This window comes from Tropicimonas aquimaris (assembly GCF_042676185.1).
GTDB lineage: Bacteria > Pseudomonadota > Alphaproteobacteria > Rhodobacterales > Rhodobacteraceae > Tropicimonas > Tropicimonas aquimaris.
Genome location: NZ_JBHTJT010000017.1, coordinates 1 through 15958, shown reverse-complemented (window position 1 = coordinate 15958; position 15958 = coordinate 1). Strand labels below are relative to the sequence as shown.

Genomic DNA, 15958 nt, shown 5'->3' with positions numbered 1-15958 from the left:
CAGTGGGGAATGTCGGCCGTGTAAGAACGAGTCCAGTGGAACGGGGCGGGGTCGCCTCGTAGCTTCGCGGGAAAACGGACGACGATCCAACCAAGTATTTCCGGATCAGCCTCGAGATCATCCGCAGCGCGTCCACAGATGTCGGTACCTTTCCCGAAGTCGCTCCGGAACACCGAGGACTTGCTGCACGCGCGGCATCGATGTCAGCCACGAGTCCGTCCGTTTCTGGTGACAGCGCTTCTGTCCGGTGTTCGCCGCCCAGCTCCGCCAACCATTTCAACTCGGAGCGCAGCTTCTACTCGAGGGCAAATATCAAGAAGACCCGCGCCGCCGCTCTCGCCGAGTGGTGTCTACCCGGCACCGCATAAGGGGCAGGCTCATTGCCCATTCGAAGACGAGTTCGAATTCGTCTGGCACCCCCCGGCGAGTGAAGTTACCTTTCCACAAACGTCAGGATTGGCCCAACTCCATATTTGCAGACAGTTCAAGCAGCCTGCGTCGAGCATCATCGACTTTATGCTCCAGACTGAAAACGTCGTCCGGAGAAAGGGTCTTGTCGCCAACTTCTGCTCTTGCTTCGATTTTGCGCGCGCATTGCGAAATTTCCTCCAATCCAAGAACTCCCGCGGCCCCTGCAAGAGCGTGCGCGGCTGAAGAAACTCCCCGCCAGTCACCTGTGGAAACGCAGTCGTGCAAGTTCGCCATGTGGATCGGAGTGGAATGAGTGAAAGCCTCGATAATTCTCCGAGTGCGCTCCGGACCGAGGCAGGACATGTGCTGGCGAAAGATGGCGAGTTCCCTGTCCTCTTGGGGCGCGGTCATCGGATCGGCAGCCATTTCATGCAAATGTGACGGGCTCGGTTCTGGCAACAGGCTCCGGAGGACGTGCGACAGGTCTGCTATGTCATACGGCTTGCCAAGCACCCCGTCCGGTTCCGCCGCCCCAGGTCCTGTCGCTTTCACATCACCAACCGAGGCTGTGACGATGACGACGGGAACCGTGGCATTGCGGTCTGCCGGCAGCGCACGGATCCGGGTCAAGAGTTCAAGTCCTGTAACGTCCGGCATCCGGTTGTCGCTAAGAACGAGGTCGAACGGTTCCGAATTGAGCCTTTCAAGGGCTTCCGATGCAGAGGGAACAGAGGTTGCGAAATGGCCCAGCTTTTCGAGGTACCCTTCGGCCACTGCCCGATTGGCCATGTCGTCATCCACGACAAGGACCCGTGCCCGCGCGACCTGTGATTGTGGTGAGACCTCCTCGACAACCGAAATGGCCGCCTGCAGCGGCAGATCCACCTGGAACACACTTCCGCTTGGGCGGTTGGCGCAACACCGGATCTCGCCTCCGAGCGAGGCAACGATCTTCTTGCAGATCGCAAGGCCAAGACCGACACCGCCCTTCAGCGAAGCGCCCCCACGATCATGCTGTGTAAAGGGATCGAACAACCAGGCTTTAGGGCCGTTCGGGAGGCCGATGCCTGTGTCGATGACTTCGAAGCGGACGAGATCGGGACCACCCGCCCGTTGCAGCGGCGCGACCCGGACGGTGATCTCACCCGTGTCGGTGAACTTCACAGCGTTATGGGCGAGGTTGAGCAGTACCTGCCGTATCATGGACGTATCGCCGCGCAGCTGTTGCGGCAGGTCTGGGTTGATCTGCGTAACCAATTTGAGACCCTTTTCGGATGCCGCCCGCTCCACAACCAAAAGAACCTGGCTCACCAGGCCAGCGACATCGAAATTCTTCGGCAACGGAGTCCGCCCACCGATCTCTGCCTGCGAGAAATCGAGAATGTCACTGACCACTCCGGCCAGCAGTTCCCCCGAGGAGAGAATGCCATCGACATGACGAGACTGCTCCGACGTGAGCTCGGTGTCCCTCAGAAGTCGCGCCAGCCCGAGTACTCCGGCGATCGGGGTTCGGATCTCGTGACTCATCGCAGCAAGGAACGTCGATTTGGCCTGGTCGGCAGCTTCTGCGCGGCGCAAGGCGCGTTTGTACTCCGAAACATCGTTCAGGATGATGACTGTTCCGTCGAACTTGTGGCTGACATCAAGCATCTTCTGGGTGTTGACGTTGAACTCCCGCGGCCCGGAAAGGGTCTTGATCACCGCGTCATGGCCGCCGTCCGGGGAGCCTTCGAGCATCGATGTGATCTGTGTATTCAGGAGCGGGCTGTTCGAGGCGCCGTAATAGGATGCGCCCGGGGTGACCTCGCCGCAGAACAGCAGGTGGGCCGCGTGATTGAGATGGGTGGGATGATGGTTTGCGTCCAGCAGGATAACCGGTTCCCGGATGCTCTCGAAGATCGTCAGGTACTTGTTTTTCTCGTTGGTCAGGCTCTTGGCCCGGTTCTGAAGGTCGCGCAGGCGTTGGACATCGGAGGCCGAGATCCATTCGCCGCACAGGCCGATTTCCATCTGATCGAAGAAATCCAGAATCCAGCCGCGCAGGCGCCGGGCATCGGAATCCGGCATCGAATGCTCATCGATCAGATCGAGATACGCCCGTCGATAGTACTTCAGCAGGCCGAGGAAGTCTGTCAGTTGAATGCCGCGGGCGCGATGCTTGAGCGCCTGATCCACTCCGAAGGCCACGATGGACTCGCGGGCTTTTCCGAAACCGGTCTGGGAGTTCGACGTGTCGCCGGCAGCGGCGATCGCTTCGAGGATCGGGGAGGAGAGACCGCAGATCGATGCTCGCCAGGCTTCCCGCAAGGTCGACGTGTACTCGGAGAACCCTTCGGCGACGGCGTAGTAGACTACGCGGTCGACCAGCCAGTCCTCGTTCTCCAGGATCAAGGCCTCAAGTCTGTGCATGATTACCTCCCGGGGGCGATGACCGCGCCGGTGCGGGTGTTCGGACGTAGGACGATGGTATCGCTGGCATGGTGCTGGAGGAAGGCCAGAATGAGCATCTGCTCCTCCTCGGGCAGCCCGGTTCGGGGTCCCATGACCTTGATCAGGCTGCGCCACTGGTTGGCCGTGTAGTGGTCGGGAACACGACGCTGATGGCACGCCGTACAGCGCTCGGCAAAGAGGGTCCAGGCCGCGGACCAGATCGGGTCTATCTGCGGTTCCGCCACCGCTTCGGGTATCCAGCCTTCGATGCGCATCCGGTTCCAGGTGATCCCGGTGTCCGCATCGACGAGCTCACCCGTCTGTTCGAGCGTGTCGACCTGGTCCTTCGCGATGCTGGCCACGAGGATCCTCTTGCCGGGCAGGGCAAAGAGCACACGGGACGCCCCGGCGCGCGCCCAGCCTTCCAGCGCAACCCTGTGAAACCCGTCGAGGGTCTCCAATCGCTCCACTCTGGCGGCAACCGAAACGGTGGCGAGAGTCGAACTCTGACCCGAGGGGGCCGCCGACAACGCGGCGGACGAAGAGAGAAAGAGAGGGTCGGCCAGGGCCATGGTTGCGCCTGCCAGGACGCCGAGCGCGAACGAGGCAAGGCCGCGCCGAAGCGCGACCAAGCCCGGGGAGGTTGCCGTGTTTGTAGGGAAGCCCATGCGTCTTGCCGTGTTTGCGAGGGCCGCTCCCGGCCCTCGCGATTGCGCATGTCAGCCTTCAGCGGGCGTCGTGAAGACCACCGGGTCGCCTGCTTCGCCGGTGTACTTCTCGACATCGACCAGCGCGGTGTGGCCGCAGTTGCCCTGTGCGAGGCTGGAGGTGCCCATGCCGACCGTCAGCATGTTGACGTCGCCATATTCGCAGAGCGTTCCGGCCTCGCTGCCGGCCGCCGGGCTGTACCAGCCGCCTTCCGATACCCGGATCACGTTCGGCCGGATCTCGTCGGTGACGATGGCACCGGCAAGGATCGCCCCGCGATCGTTGAAGACCCGGACGATATCACCGTCGACAATCCCGCGGGCTTCGGCGTCCGCCGGGTTGATCAGGCAGGGTTCACGCCCCGCGACCGAGTAGGTGTCGCGCAGTTTCGTGCCGCAAAGCTGCGAGTGCAGGCGCGAGTTCGGGTGGGCGGTATCGAGGTGGAACGGGAATTTCGACCCGTTCCCGAGCCTTTCGATCGGTTCCAGCCACATCGGGTGCGGCGGGCAATCGTCATAGCCCATCTTCTCGATGTTCCTCGAGTAGATCTCGATCAGGCCGGAGGGCGTGCCGAGCGGTTCGAGCAGCGGATCCTCGCGGAAGTCCGAATAGCGCACGAACTGCTTGTTCTCCTCGGGGATCTCGAACTCGACGATCCCGGCCTCCCAGAACGCGTCGAACCCGGGCACCTCGATACCGCGTGCCGGTGCCTGCTCGGCAGCGGACTCGTAGAAGCCCTTGATCCAGGCCATCTCGTCCTTGCCTTCCGTGAACTTGTCGCGTGCGCCGAGCTTCTCGGAGAGATCCGCGAAAATGTCGAAGTCGTTGCGGGCTTCGTACATCGGCTCGATGACCTGCTTCATCGCCACGATGGCGCGGGCCGAGTAGTCGCCGACATTTTCGATGTCGTTGCGCTCGTAGGCCGAGGTCGCGGGCAGGACGATGTCGGCCATGCGCGCGGTCGGCGTCCATTGGAAGTCCTGCACGACGACGGTTTCCAGCCGCTTCCAGCCCTCGATGAGCTCCTGGGTGCTGGGGTGGTGTGCAAACGGGTTGCCGCCGACCCAGTAGACCATCTTCACATCGGGGAAGGTCTGGGTCTTGCCGTTGAAGTTGAACTCCTTGCCGGGGTTCAGGATCATTTCGGCAACGCGCGACACCGGAATGGAGGCGGCACCGGCTTCGGTGAGCCATGCCGCGCCTTCGACCGCCGCGCCGCCATCGGAGATGCCAGGAAGCACGATCGAGTTGGCTGAGGGCGCGCCGCCGTTGGCGTAGTGGTAGGAGAGGCCGAAGCCGCCACCCGGCAGGCCGATCTGGCCAAGCATCGAGGCGAGCGTGACCAGCATCCAGTGCGACTGCTCGCCGTGGTGCTGCCGCTGGATCGACCAGCCGGAGCTGAGCATCGTGCGGTTCGACTGGAAGAGGCGCGCCAGTTCCTTGATCTTCTCGGCCGGTACCTCGCAGATCTCGGCGGCCCATTCGGCCGTCTTCGGCGTGTCGTCCGTCTCGCCCAGCAGGTAGGGCAGGAACTTGTCGAAACCGGTGGTGTATTCGTCGAGGAAGTCAGCGTCATGAAGCTCCTCGGTGTAGAGCGTATGCGCGATGCCGAGCATCATTGCCACGTCGGTATGCGGCCGGATCGGGATCCACTCGGCGTCGAAGAACTTCGCGGTGTGCGACCGCCACGGGTCGATGCAAATGACCTTCTTGCCGGTCTTCTTGAACTCCTCCAGGCCGATGTAGCCGTCGTGGTCGGCGACGGTCCATCCGATCTGGTTGGTGCGTACCGGGTCCGCTCCCCAGAAGACGAGCAGATCGGTGGACTCCACGACCACCGGCCACACCGTCTGCTGTTCGTAGACTTCCAGCGTGCCCATGACATGCGGCATGATGATCTGGCTGGCGCCGGTGGAGTAGTCGCCCGACGAGTTCACGAAGGCGCCGTTCAGGCCCACGTTCAGCATACGCCGCAGCAGGCTCTGGCAGTTGTGAAGCTTGCCGGAGCTTTTCCAGCCATACGAACCGCCGAAAATCCCGGTGGGCCCGTAGGTGTCGGAGACGCGCTTCAGCTCGCCGGTGACCAGTTCGAGCGCCTCGTCCCAGGTCACGCGCACGAAGTCGTTCATGCCGCGGGTTTCAGGCTTCGCGCCCGGACCTTCTTCAAGGAAGGCGCGGCGGACCATCGGGTACTGGATCCGCGTGGGCGACATGACCGAATCCATGATGCCCGGAAGCTGGTGCGACGGGTGCGGGTCGCCTTCCCAGGGACGCACGTCCACCCATTTGCCGCCTTCGACCTTGGCGTAGAATGCACCCCAGTGCGAGCCTGTCAGAACCTCGCCATCGGCAATCGCGGCCCGGGCCGGGTTCACCCAGGCCGACGGGGCCAGCAGCCCGAGCGCGCCGAGCGCCGTCGCGCCCTTCAGAACGCCGCGTCTCGAGATTTCTGTTCGATGGTGTCCGGACATGATCCGCCCTCCGCTTGTACGGTATGTTTCTCCCGCGCGGCCCTGGGTTCGTCGCCAGGGAAGCCTTGTGGTTCGACTCCACAGCCGCGCGCACGCGAGGAGCATATTGCGGGGGTGTAAACAGCGTTCCGGAAGGCGGTGAACCGGCTGTAAAATTCTGTGAACGGGTTGTAAACGGCGCGGCCCCTGGGGGCTGCCGAGCAGGAAATCGGCCGGCGGGATGCACGCCGGCCGACTGCTGCTCGGTCCCTCTGTTTCAGTGTGCTTCGCCTACGGGGCGGTCAGTGGCTGGCGCCCGCGCCGCCGGTGTCGCTGGCATGCATCTGCAGGTATTTCTGCAGGAACCGGTATTGTTCCTTGTCCAGCGCGATGAACCGTTCCATCGCCTTCAGCGTGCCGATCCACTGGTTGGCCAGCAGGTGCTCGGGCGGCACGGCAGAGTGGCAGATCCCGCAGCTGGCGTTGTTCATTTCCGCGCCGTAGGCCCAGAGGTCTTCGATATTGTCGAGCAGATCGGTCTTGTCCACCCAGGCATCCAGGCTGACCTGGTGCCAGACCAGATCGGTATCCGGGTCGGTCTCGGTCGCGTGACGTTCGATCTGTTCGGCGGCGCCGGCCTTTGCGGTCGCGGTGAAGATCCGTTGTCCACGCAGTTCATATATGACCTTGTCCACGCCGTCCTGCTGCCAGCCGTCGATCCGGACCTTCAGAGCATCGCCCTCGCGTTCCAGCACTTCCAGATGCGTAGCGGCGAGGATCTGACCGATCGAGTCTTCACCGGACTTAACGGTGTCGGCGCTGCCGAAGTACGGTTTGGTCTGCAGCACGTAGAGTTCCTGGGCTTCCGCCCCCTGGTCCATTGCTTTCGCCGTCAGGTCCTCGAAGGTCTTCTTGTAGCCTTGCGACATGTCCGGCAGCTTGTGGGCGATGCCCTTGTGGCAGTCGATGCAGGTGTCACCATTGGCGAATCCCGCCTGCATCGTCTTGGCGGCTTCGGGAGATTGTTTCGCGAAATCCATCGCATGATCGACATGGCACGACCGGCATTCTCGCGAGTCGCTCGCCTTCATCTCGCCCCAGACACGTTCGGCCATCTCGAGCCGGTGTTCCTCGTATTTCTCCGGCGTGTCGATCTTGCCGGTCCAGGAACTGTACGCCTCGCCGAGCGCCTTGTAGTGGTCGACAACCCAGGGCACGAATGGCTCGGGAACGTGGCAATCCGGGCAGCCGGCCTGAACGCCAGACGCGTTGGAATAGTGCAGGGAGAGCTTGTATTCCTCATATGCTGGCGCGAGATCGTGGCAGGATACACAGAACTCCGTTGTTTCGGTTGATTTGATCGCGGCATGCCCACCGACCAGAAGGACCGCCGCAACGAACCCGCCGATCAAGAGAAGGAAACCGCTCGAAAGGAACCCTGAAGGTGTCCTCAGCCAGTTCCAGATCCGTCTCATACCGCAATTCTCCCGAAGACAGTGCGACGGCACGTCCGTCTGCGCTTACGTCGAGGACTGGATAGAGGATCGCTGTAAATCCGCTGTTTTCCATATTTGAACGGGCTGTAGAAAATTGTAAACGGGTTGTGAACGAGGGAGGGTTGTGGATGGATGCGCCAAAGCGCGTGCTTATTGTCGAAGATGACCTGACCAGTCTCGAGCTGATGGCCAGCTACTTCGAGGTCGAGGGGTTCCGGGTTCTTCGGGCAAGCAATGGCGACGAAATGGACGTCGCCCTGCGCAAGGCCAACGTGGATCTGCTCTGCCTCGACATCAGACTTCCAGGCCGGGACGGCCTGAGCCTCCTGCGGGAGTTGCGTCGGACCTCCGATATTCCCGTCATCGTCATCAGCTCAAAGACCGAAGACATCGACAAGATTGTCGCGCTCGAGATCGGCGCCGACGATTACCTCGACAAGCCGTACAATCCTCGCGAACTTCTGGCCCGTGCCAACAATATCCTGCGCCGTGTCGCGCGCAGCGTGCAGCCGGCCCGGGACAGTTCAGATCAGGTCCTCCGATTTGAGGGCTGGGCCCTGACACCAGCTTCACGCCGGTTGACCGCACCCGATGGCAGCAATGTGCACCTGACGCGCGGCGAGTTCGAACTGCTTCTCGCGCTACTTCGCCATCGCGGCCGGGTGATGCAGCGCGACGCACTGCTCGACGCGCTGAGCGGTCGGGAAAGAGATCCGTTCGATCGGACGATCGATGTCCTTGTCGGACGGTTGCGCAAGAAGATCGAGCGCGACCCGAAAAACCCGGAACTGATAATCACGGTCCACGGCATCGGGTATGTGTTCCTTGACCGGGCGAGTGGCAAACCGGGTTGATCCAGCATGGAGCAGGCCCCTTGGGCCTGACGTGATCAGGCGACGTCATTGACCGGAGGCCGGGTGGATTGCGTTTCATACTGATCGGGGCTGAGAGAGCCAAGCGACGAGAGAGGGCGCTTGGCGTCGTACTTTTCAATGAAGATCGGGAACTGTTTCGCGACATCCTCGGCGGTCTCGAACGCCAGCGGATAGACGCATGCGACCTTCAGCGTCTTCATCACCCTCTCCATCGATGCATGGTCGCAGGGGGTGCCGCGCCGTCCTATGGAGCCGACAAGTTTCGCCTCGCAAAGGCGATCGCGGTACTTCTCGGCAGAATATTGCGATTCACGGTCGCCGTGGCGCACGCAGCCGGGCGGCGGTTCGCGCATCGTGATTGCCACGTTCAGTGCCGCCAGCGTCAGCCGCGTCAGACGGCTTGCTCCGTGGGATCTTCACTTGAGGAACAGCACCGAAGGTCTATCCTGTGGTGTCGGCAAGCAGATAGGCCATGCATGGGAGGGGGCACACATGGAATTTTCGGATAGGTTGCGAAATGAAACGATCAGGGTAGGCTTCGGCGCGCTCCTGATCGCGGTGTCTCTTGGAGCCGCGAATGCCCAGCCGTCATTCCTTTCCGCAGAGGATTCCGATCCCCGAGTGATGGGTTGGATGCAAGGTTTTCCGCCGTCGCCGGACAAACTGATTACGCAACCGGATTCCAACTACTTCAGCTTTCCGAAGCTCCGATGGTCGGTGTGCCACTTGCGGGAGTTCCTGCCCACGTAGGAAATCAGTCGCGGCCTCGACGATGCCGCCCCCCTCCCGTATCTCGCTCCGGCCGAGTTTGCAGATGTGGGCCGCCAGATCGACGCCCTGACGTTCCTGCCGATGGACAGCGACCGGGAAATGACCTGGGAGCAGTCGCTCCATGCCAACTACACGGACGGAATGCAGATCCTGCACAAGGGGGAAGTGGTCTACGAACGCTACTTCGGATGCCTTGAGGAAGACGGAAAGCACGCGATCATGTCGATGACGAAGTCGATCACGGGCCTGCTTGCCGAGATCCTGGTCGTAGAAGGCGCGCTCGATGACACGCGGCTGGTGCGCGACATCATCCCCGAGATCGGCGATAGTGCGTTTGCCACCGCGACCGTTCGGCAGGTCATGGATATGACCACCGGCGTCAGGTACTCCGAGGACTATTCCGATCCGAACGCCGACATCTGGCTCTACAGCCGGGCCGCGAGCCCGCTGCCCAAGCCCGAGGGCTATGACGGGCCCGACGGCTATTGGGAATACCTCCAGCAGGTCGAGGCCGAAGGCAACCACGGCGGCGCCTTTCATTACAAGACGATCAACTCGGACATGCTGGGCTGGATCATCAGCCGGGTTTCCGGAAAGTCTGTGACGGAGCTCGCCTCCGAACGGCTCTGGCGCCGAATGGGCGCAGAGCAGGACGCCTACCAGACGGTCGACGGCAAGGGTGTGCCCTTTGCGGGCGGCGGCGTCACCGCGGGGCTGCGCGATCTCGGCCGTTTGGGCCTGCTGATGCTTAACGAAGGCGAGATCAATGGTGAACGGCTGTTCCCGGCGGAGGTTGTGCGCCGGATTCGTGGCGGCGGCGACCCGTCGAAGTTCGCCGGCTTCCCGACCATTCCGAATGGCAGCTACACCAGCCAGTGGTGGGTGTTCCACAATGACCATGTCGCGTTTGCCGCGCGCGGTGTGCATGGTCAGACGATCTATGTGGACCCGACCGCCGAGATGGTGCTGGTGCGACTGTCTTCGTTCCCACGCGCGCAGAACGGCTTCATCGACCCCACGTCGCTTCCCGCCTACCAAGCCGTGGCGAAATTCCTTATGAATCGAGAATGAGTTGCGTATCATGCCTCCGAAGACAGCAGTCGCCTTTCAACTCAGCCGGTCGGTAGCATAAACCATGGACGCGACATCGGATCATCACGAAGCAACCGGATGGCAGCGGCTCGACAGGGCCGCCTTCGGGATCATCTATGGCGCCATCATGGTGCTCAGCATCCTGATCGCAGCGGGGCATCATCCACAGGCCCCGTTCGAGACGGCAGCCGTTCTGTTCGGATCGGTCTTCGCCATCACGCTGGCGAAGGCCTTTGCCGAACTGATGTCGCAGGCACTCAATACCGGAGAACGGATTACACGGATCTCATGGCGAAAGGCCTGGGCACACAGCGCCCCGACGCTGGCCGTGGCTAACTTCCCCACGCTCTTCTTCGTGCTGGCCGGTCTCGGGTGGTTTTCTGTGGATGTTGCCTCATTGCTTTCCCAGGTGACTGCGATCCTGCTGTTGGCCGTTCTGGGAGCCCGTCTTTAAGCCGCGCGAGTGTCTCTTCGCATTGAGTGGCGCTGCCGACGACCTCTGTCCCTTCAGGTATCCCTTCACCCTCGCCGAGATAGGTGGCGGCCTGTGTCAACACCTGGTCGACCTGCTCGGCGGTCATGAAGTTCATCTCCTGCGCCGCCTTGACGGTGGAGCAAAGTCCGGCGGAAAGACCCACCGCAATGCCGGCCCCGGCTCCGGCACCGACGGCGGCCCCCATGGTCATGAATGCACCCAGACCTCCCATCACGAGTCCGATGATCGCGCCGATCAAAAACTTGCCCATGTCGTCCTCTCCTGTGTTTCCGGCGTGTTGACCGGTCCGCCAGCCGCGCCGTGGCGCACGCCTGGCGGGCTGACGTCTTCCTGGTCAGCAGACCCCTGATGGCAGCATGTCGATCTGCGAGTACCGGCCGTCGGACGTGACGATCCGCGCGCAGGCGCCGGTGTCGGGGTTGAACCATCAGGTTGTCAGCCCGTCCTGGCGGATGGTCTCGTAGCCCATTTTCTGAATTCCCATCTCGGCCTGACCTGCGCGCGCGCCCTGAAACGACGTCAGGTCGGCTTCGCTTCCGACCATCGGTCCCAAAGCTTCGTTCGCGCTGTAGGCGGAGGCGTCGACGCACCCCGCCAGCGCAGCGAGGCAGATGATCGCGCCAAGGCTTTTCATGCCGACCATGTGGGATCTCGTCCGTGTTGGTCCATCGGAGACGCTTCGCGACGGCATCACTTGACGTGGAATTCCACTGTAAAGCTCTCGGTCTGCTTGCCGCGGTTGATCAATTCCACGACATGATCGCCGGATTGCCAGAGTTGCCCGCGGTAGGGGGTCTTGGCGGGGATCATGTCGAGCAGGGAGGTGCCGTCCGGGTTCCAGATCTGGTAGGACATGCGACCGTTATGATGGCGGATGTTCACGTCGAGGAACTGGCCGTTTGCAGCGCCCAGGACGTAACGCACCGTGCTGCCGGGCGTGAGCGTGCCGTCATAGGTTGCGCCGCTGGTCCCCCTGGCGAATTGCACCCTGTGCGTCTTGGTGGAGCTCCCGTGAACCGGCGCCTTGTTCCCCGCCATCGCGCCTTTGCCATCGTCCATTGCATTGACAAGGGTCAACTCACCGACCCGTCCGTCGGACCAGACGATGCACTTGTACTCGCTGCCCCCTAGATCGCGGAGCATGACAAGCGTGCCGGCTTCGGAATAGGAGGAACTCAGCACCTCCCCACCCTGGGCGTCAGGAGTCCCGGTGGCGCGCAGGGCGTCGATACAGGCATCCGATGCCTCCGACATTGCGTAAACCAGGGACGGCATGGCCAGAGCGGCCGAAAACAGTGCTGGCTTGAGAAGCTTCATGCTAGGTGCCTCCTTCTCAGCGATTGGGTTCCGGCAGGATGGTCGTGCCAAAGTGTCCGTTTTTTCGATGGGGCACGGGGGGCCGGAACGGAACGATGTTTCCTAAGTGCCCTGCGTCATGTGTCTCGTTAAGAGGATGTCGAAGCCAGATTTGGCTGGCAAGCCAATTTGCGAACCCATCATCCAATTTTCGAAATCCCCGCGAAAGATTCAAGCTATTTTCCGCGACAGCGTTTCGGACGGCTGCTCGGCAAAACGCTGCCGTCCAAAGCTTGATGCTGTCGTCCAATGGTCCACTCATCGCTACGTTTTACTCCTTGTAGCATGAGCAGGATTTCACTGGGTCGGCACATGACCGACCCGGCACTCCCGACAACCGAGGATCGACCGTTTGCCTGACCGACGAGTCCACGACTATCTCCGTTATCAGCTCCGTCCAGCTGCGTTCGGCGCTCGGCCGCTCAAGCAATCCGGCGCCGGCGTGCAGTTCATCCGGGAGAAGCGCCTCCATGCGGATTGCCTGGGCGTGGAGTTTCGACCGCGATCCATTGATCGCTAACGTCGCACAGACGCTCCCGGAACCTCCCCGCATCTCGAACTCGGACCTCGACAGCAGGATTGGAAGTCCGACAAATGGAACGCCATAGGCCGGTTGGACTCGCGTGTGACGATTGCCCGTCGGGATCAGCAGGGGCTCCGGGGGCGATGCATGAACTTTCCGAGGCGACAGGCGAGTGCTGGCTCGGCTTCCTGCTCGGGGGAACAATCTACTGCGTCAAAGCTCTTCTCGTCGGACTGTTGCCCGGCGGAAGGATCCTGGGCTGGCTTCGGGCCAAGCTCGCCAGAAAGCATGTTTTGGTGGAGTGGACTTGCATGGGAAGAAGGCACCGAAACAGCCGAAAGCGTTGCAACACGCAGCCGAATCGGAACCAATGGACATCGGGCGTGAGCAGAGTGCCTGTGTCGCGCGAGCGTCCAGACGCTTCGCTGGGTAATTACCTCATCGCAGAGGTAGCGAGAAGATGAGACTCTGTGACGAGTATCTTGGCGAGCCGACGATAACGCGAGATGCGTCGCCGGCCGCGACGGTAGGGGTTCCGGTCTGCAACGGAGAGAACTACCTCGTGGAAGCGATAGGGTCTGCGTTGCGCGGGACCGTCGATGACCTCGAGGTTCTGGTGTGCGACAACGCCTCGACAGACCGGACGGCCGAGATTGTCAGGTATCTGGCGGCCTCGTACCGCCGGGTCGCCTATCTCCGGAATGAGACGAACATCGGGGCCGCAAGGAACTACAATCGTGTCTGGGCTGAAGGCTGCGGCCGATACTTCAAGTGGCTCACCCATGATGATCGGATGAAACCGGAATATCTGAAGCGGACGACAAAGGTACTGGACGACAGCCCCAAAGTGGTTCTGTGCAACAGCCGAGTGGACTACATCCACGCAGCGGGGGCTGTCTTCGATCAGCACGACGGTATCCTCGCCGTGGCCGATTACGCCCGCCCATCGGACCGTTTCGCCGCGATCGTGCTGAAATCCCATTCCTGTGTCGATCTCTTCGGCCTTGTCCGGCGAGACGCAATGGAGAACTCGCTGCTGCATGGCACATTCCACGGCGCAGACCGGGCCTTTCTCGCCCAAATGGCACTGCGGGGTGGTCTCGCGCATTTGCAGGAGCCGTTGGTGGAGTTGCGCGAGAATCCCAAACGCCACACGCGACAGTATATCTCCGTGCAGGCCCGGTATACCTGGCACGACGGCGATCAGGGACGCCGGTTCGAGGTGCCGTCTCTAATTCTCTACCGCAAGTATCAGGCAATCGTGGCTCAGGAGGAATCGCTCACGGCCGATGAACGCAGCCGATGCAACCGGGTGCTGAAGCAGTGTTGGTTCGTCAACTGGAACTCGCTGCGGGTGGCTGTGGATGGAGTTTCCAATGTCATCCTCGGGTTTTCCACGTTCGCTGAAAATGCGAAGGGTCGGCTTTTCGAAGCTGCATCCGGTCATTTTACGAAGCGGCGGGCAAGTTGACCGGGCTTGAAGGATCGCTGCTTCGGAGGAGCCCATGGCGGACCGCTGTTTCAGAATAACCGTCGTCGCAGCGTGTCCCTTTCCAGCGCGCAGAGGAACGCCGATCCGGGTCGAACGGCTGACGGAAGCGTTCCAGGACCTGGGCAACGATGTGGAGCTCGTGACATACCACATCGGCCAGGACGAGTATCCGATGGCGTTTCCGATCCACCGGGTGTTCGGAGAACTGAAACCCGGCACGATTGCGCCGGGGCCGACGGTCGCAAAGCTGATGCGCTACGATCCGGCGATGGTCAGGCTTCTGAAACGCCGTCTGCTGGCGCGCCATCCGGATTTGATCTATGCCCATCACTTCGAAGGTTTGCTGGTGGCCCTCGCAGCGCGCGGCCGACGTATGGTCCCAATCGTCTATGATGCCCACACGATGCTCGCCAGTGAGTTGCCGACGTACCAATCGGGCCCGATGAAAGCCGCCTCGTGCCGATTTGGCGCGTTCATGGACCGCGCATTGCCGTCCCGGGCCGATCATGTGGTCACCGTCACCGAAGACATCCGGACCGCGCTTGTGGAGCGCCATGGTTTCGACCCGGACAAGGTCACCGTTGCCATGAATGGCGTTGAGGTCGACGAATTTGCGCCCATCTTGCGCGATGAGGTGGAACCCGACACGCTCGTCTACACAGGCACCCTGTCTCGGTATCAAGGGTTCGGCGATCTTCTCACCTCGTTCTCGATCGCGCGCGAGACCTGTCCTCAGCTGAGACTCAAGGTCTACACGAACGGCGATTTCGACAGCCTGGGGCGACAGGCCGAAGCGCTTGGCATTCGTGGCTCCATCGACGTGGAACCCGACACCTTCCAAGATCTGCCCGACCGCCTCGCCCGCGGAGCGATCGCCGTGCTTCCGCGTTCGGTTTGCGACGGAATTCCTCAGAAGCTGCTGAACTACATGGCAGCGGGGATGCCTGTTGTCGCCTATCGGGGATCTGCAAAGGTGATTGAGCACGAAGCCAACGGCCTGGTTGCAGAGAACGGGGACACCGAAGCGTTTGCCCAGTACATTCTGCGCCTCGTGAACGACCCGGAGAATGCCGAACGACTTGGCGCCAATGCGCGCGACAAGGTGCTCGGGACGATGAACTGGCAGGCCGCCGCCAGAACGTGTCAGGGCATTTTCGACGGGATTGCAGGTGGTTGATGGCCGTTCCTGCGTCAGTTTCTCAATGCGCCGGAGGGCGCAGACCCGGTCGATCTTGGTCAGCAAAGCTCCGGACGGAGCGTTCACCAGGAACACGAACACGGCCCCGGCACGGGCGAGCGGCGCCGGCAGAAAACCTTCTGGCGCAGTTCATGGCATGTCACCGGTCAGATGCCGCACAGGGTGCTCTGGATTGTTCCGGCGCGACCGGGGCAGACCCGTCAAGGTGCTACGCCCCGTGCAGCACCCGGCGAAGGCTGGAACCGGCGCGGCGGGCGGGGTCGATGGGAAGGATCGCCATGAGCCGAACCGCCAGATCTGCAGGGAAAACCCTCGGCAGGAGGACCGCGCCACTCCGTTTGCCAAACCGGTTCGGCGGGTTTGCGGCATCGCGTAGAGACAGCGGGACATGAACCCGGAGCGCACCGAAAACGGATCGTCTCTTCAGCGGTCTTTATGAATGCTAACGGATGATGTCTCAGGTCTTGCTCGCGGCCGCGACTGCGCCCTGTTACCCTTGCCGATAAAGGCTTTTTCGGCATGCTCGACGTTCGTCATTTGTGATTAGGAAGGCCGGCGATGACAGGCACTCACCAGGCTGAGATTCCGCCGAAAGTCGACATCGTGATTGCCGCGTACAACCGCGGCCGGGTGCTTTCGCGGGCGCTACGAACTGTCATT

At 61.8% G+C, this 15958-nt stretch carries 13 protein-coding genes and 1 pseudogene; 7 read left to right on the top strand and 7 right to left on the bottom strand.

Going from position 1 to position 15958, the window contains the following annotated elements:
* Positions 1–104: 104 nt before the first annotated feature.
* Positions 105–229 (top strand): annotated as a pseudogene (locus tag ACFQ2S_RS24815) (IS6 family transposase); the annotation flags it as partial.
* Positions 230–450: 221 nt separating this feature from the next.
* Here the strand turns inward: ACFQ2S_RS24815 and ACFQ2S_RS11720 are convergent.
* From ACFQ2S_RS11720 to ACFQ2S_RS11705, 4 genes are all read right to left on the bottom strand, one after another.
* Complete coding sequence (locus ACFQ2S_RS11720; protein WP_386074652.1) at positions 451–2820, bottom strand: ATP-binding protein; 2370 nt, start codon at positions 2818–2820, stop codon at positions 451–453.
* Positions 2821–2822: 2 nt separating this feature from the next.
* Positions 2823–3413, bottom strand: a complete 591-nt coding sequence (locus ACFQ2S_RS11715; RefSeq protein ID WP_386074650.1) for a hypothetical protein — start codon at positions 3411–3413, stop codon at positions 2823–2825.
* Positions 3414–3560: 147 nt separating this feature from the next.
* Positions 3561–6020, bottom strand: a complete 2460-nt coding sequence (gene torA / locus ACFQ2S_RS11710; protein WP_386074648.1) for a trimethylamine-N-oxide reductase TorA — start codon at positions 6018–6020, stop codon at positions 3561–3563.
* 281 nt (positions 6021–6301) lie between these two features.
* Positions 6302–7474 carry a NapC/NirT family cytochrome c gene (locus tag ACFQ2S_RS11705; protein WP_386074646.1) on the bottom strand — a complete coding sequence of 391 codons (1173 nt, stop codon included), beginning with the start codon at positions 7472–7474 and terminating at the stop codon, positions 6302–6304.
* A 149-nt stretch (positions 7475–7623) separates the two neighbouring features.
* On the opposite strand from ACFQ2S_RS11705, the gene ACFQ2S_RS11700 reads away from it, so the two are divergent.
* On the top strand, positions 7624–8349 hold the full coding sequence (locus ACFQ2S_RS11700) for a response regulator (protein ID WP_386074645.1): 726 nt from the start codon (positions 7624–7626) through the stop codon (positions 8347–8349).
* Between the two features lie 35 nt (positions 8350–8384).
* Here ACFQ2S_RS11700 and ACFQ2S_RS11695 read toward each other — a convergent pair whose 3' ends face one another.
* Positions 8385–8723 (bottom strand): integrase core domain-containing protein, encoded by a 339-nt coding sequence (locus ACFQ2S_RS11695; RefSeq protein ID WP_386074643.1) that lies wholly within the window; start codon positions 8721–8723, stop codon positions 8385–8387.
* 139 nt (positions 8724–8862) lie between these two features.
* Here ACFQ2S_RS11695 and ACFQ2S_RS11690 point away from each other — a divergent pair, with 139 nt between their 5' ends.
* From ACFQ2S_RS11690 to ACFQ2S_RS11680, 3 genes are all read left to right on the top strand, one after another.
* Positions 8863–9120, top strand: a complete 258-nt coding sequence (locus tag ACFQ2S_RS11690) for a hypothetical protein (protein WP_386074641.1) — start codon at positions 8863–8865, stop codon at positions 9118–9120.
* A gap of 66 nt (positions 9121–9186) precedes the next feature.
* Positions 9187–10212: a serine hydrolase domain-containing protein gene (locus tag ACFQ2S_RS11685; protein WP_386074639.1), complete on the top strand. Its 1026-nt coding sequence runs from the start codon at positions 9187–9189 to the stop codon at positions 10210–10212.
* Positions 10213–10276: 64 nt separating this feature from the next.
* The gene (locus ACFQ2S_RS11680) at positions 10277–10687 is read left to right on the top strand and encodes a hypothetical protein (protein ID WP_386074637.1); all 411 of its coding nucleotides are present in this window, start codon (positions 10277–10279) and stop codon (positions 10685–10687) included.
* Between the two features lie 469 nt (positions 10688–11156).
* Here the strand turns inward: ACFQ2S_RS11680 and ACFQ2S_RS11675 are convergent, their stop codons facing one another.
* Together ACFQ2S_RS11675 and ACFQ2S_RS11670 are read right to left on the bottom strand one after the other, a co-directional pair.
* Positions 11157–11372: a hypothetical protein gene (locus tag ACFQ2S_RS11675; RefSeq protein ID WP_386074635.1), complete on the bottom strand. Its 216-nt coding sequence runs from the start codon at positions 11370–11372 to the stop codon at positions 11157–11159.
* A 47-nt stretch (positions 11373–11419) separates the two neighbouring features.
* On the bottom strand, positions 11420–12046 hold the full coding sequence (locus ACFQ2S_RS11670; protein ID WP_386074634.1) for a hypothetical protein: 627 nt from the start codon (positions 12044–12046) through the stop codon (positions 11420–11422).
* 1022 nt (positions 12047–13068) lie between these two features.
* Here ACFQ2S_RS11670 and ACFQ2S_RS11665 point away from each other — a divergent pair.
* Together ACFQ2S_RS11665 and ACFQ2S_RS11660 are read left to right on the top strand one after the other, a co-directional pair.
* Positions 13069–14079, top strand: a complete 1011-nt coding sequence (locus ACFQ2S_RS11665; RefSeq protein WP_386074632.1) for a glycosyltransferase family 2 protein — start codon at positions 13069–13071, stop codon at positions 14077–14079.
* Positions 14080–14113: 34 nt separating this feature from the next.
* A complete protein-coding gene (locus ACFQ2S_RS11660) occupies positions 14114–15277 on the top strand; it encodes a glycosyltransferase family 4 protein (protein WP_386074630.1) in 1164 nt (387 codons plus the stop codon).
* The last annotated feature ends 681 nt before the right edge of the window (positions 15278–15958 follow it).

What these genes read in the sequence shown, in the direction of transcription:
- ACFQ2S_RS11705 (WP_386074646.1), bottom strand. Translation starts at nt 7,474, where the DNA reads ATGAGACGGATCTGGAACTGGCTGAGGACACCTTCAGGGTTCCTTTCG.
- ACFQ2S_RS11670 (WP_386074634.1), bottom strand. Translation starts at nt 12,046, where the DNA reads ATGAAGCTTCTCAAGCCAGCACTGTTTTCGGCCGCTCTGGCCATGCCG.
- ACFQ2S_RS11690 (WP_386074641.1), top strand. Translation starts at nt 8,863, where the DNA reads ATGGAATTTTCGGATAGGTTGCGAAATGAAACGATCAGGGTAGGCTTC.
- ACFQ2S_RS11680 (WP_386074637.1), top strand. Translation starts at nt 10,277, where the DNA reads ATGGACGCGACATCGGATCATCACGAAGCAACCGGATGGCAGCGGCTC.
- ACFQ2S_RS11700 (WP_386074645.1), top strand. Translation starts at nt 7,624, where the DNA reads ATGGATGCGCCAAAGCGCGTGCTTATTGTCGAAGATGACCTGACCAGT.
- ACFQ2S_RS11675 (WP_386074635.1), bottom strand. Translation starts at nt 11,372, where the DNA reads ATGGTCGGCATGAAAAGCCTTGGCGCGATCATCTGCCTCGCTGCGCTG.
- torA (WP_386074648.1), bottom strand. Translation starts at nt 6,020, where the DNA reads ATGTCCGGACACCATCGAACAGAAATCTCGAGACGCGGCGTTCTGAAG.
- ACFQ2S_RS11715 (WP_386074650.1), bottom strand. Translation starts at nt 3,413, where the DNA reads ATGGCCCTGGCCGACCCTCTCTTTCTCTCTTCGTCCGCCGCGTTGTCG.
- ACFQ2S_RS11665 (WP_386074632.1), top strand. Translation starts at nt 13,069, where the DNA reads ATGAGACTCTGTGACGAGTATCTTGGCGAGCCGACGATAACGCGAGAT.
- ACFQ2S_RS11695 (WP_386074643.1), bottom strand. Translation starts at nt 8,723, where the DNA reads ATGCGCGAACCGCCGCCCGGCTGCGTGCGCCACGGCGACCGTGAATCG.
- ACFQ2S_RS11660 (WP_386074630.1), top strand. Translation starts at nt 14,114, where the DNA reads ATGGCGGACCGCTGTTTCAGAATAACCGTCGTCGCAGCGTGTCCCTTT.
- ACFQ2S_RS11720 (WP_386074652.1), bottom strand. Translation starts at nt 2,820, where the DNA reads ATGCACAGACTTGAGGCCTTGATCCTGGAGAACGAGGACTGGCTGGTC.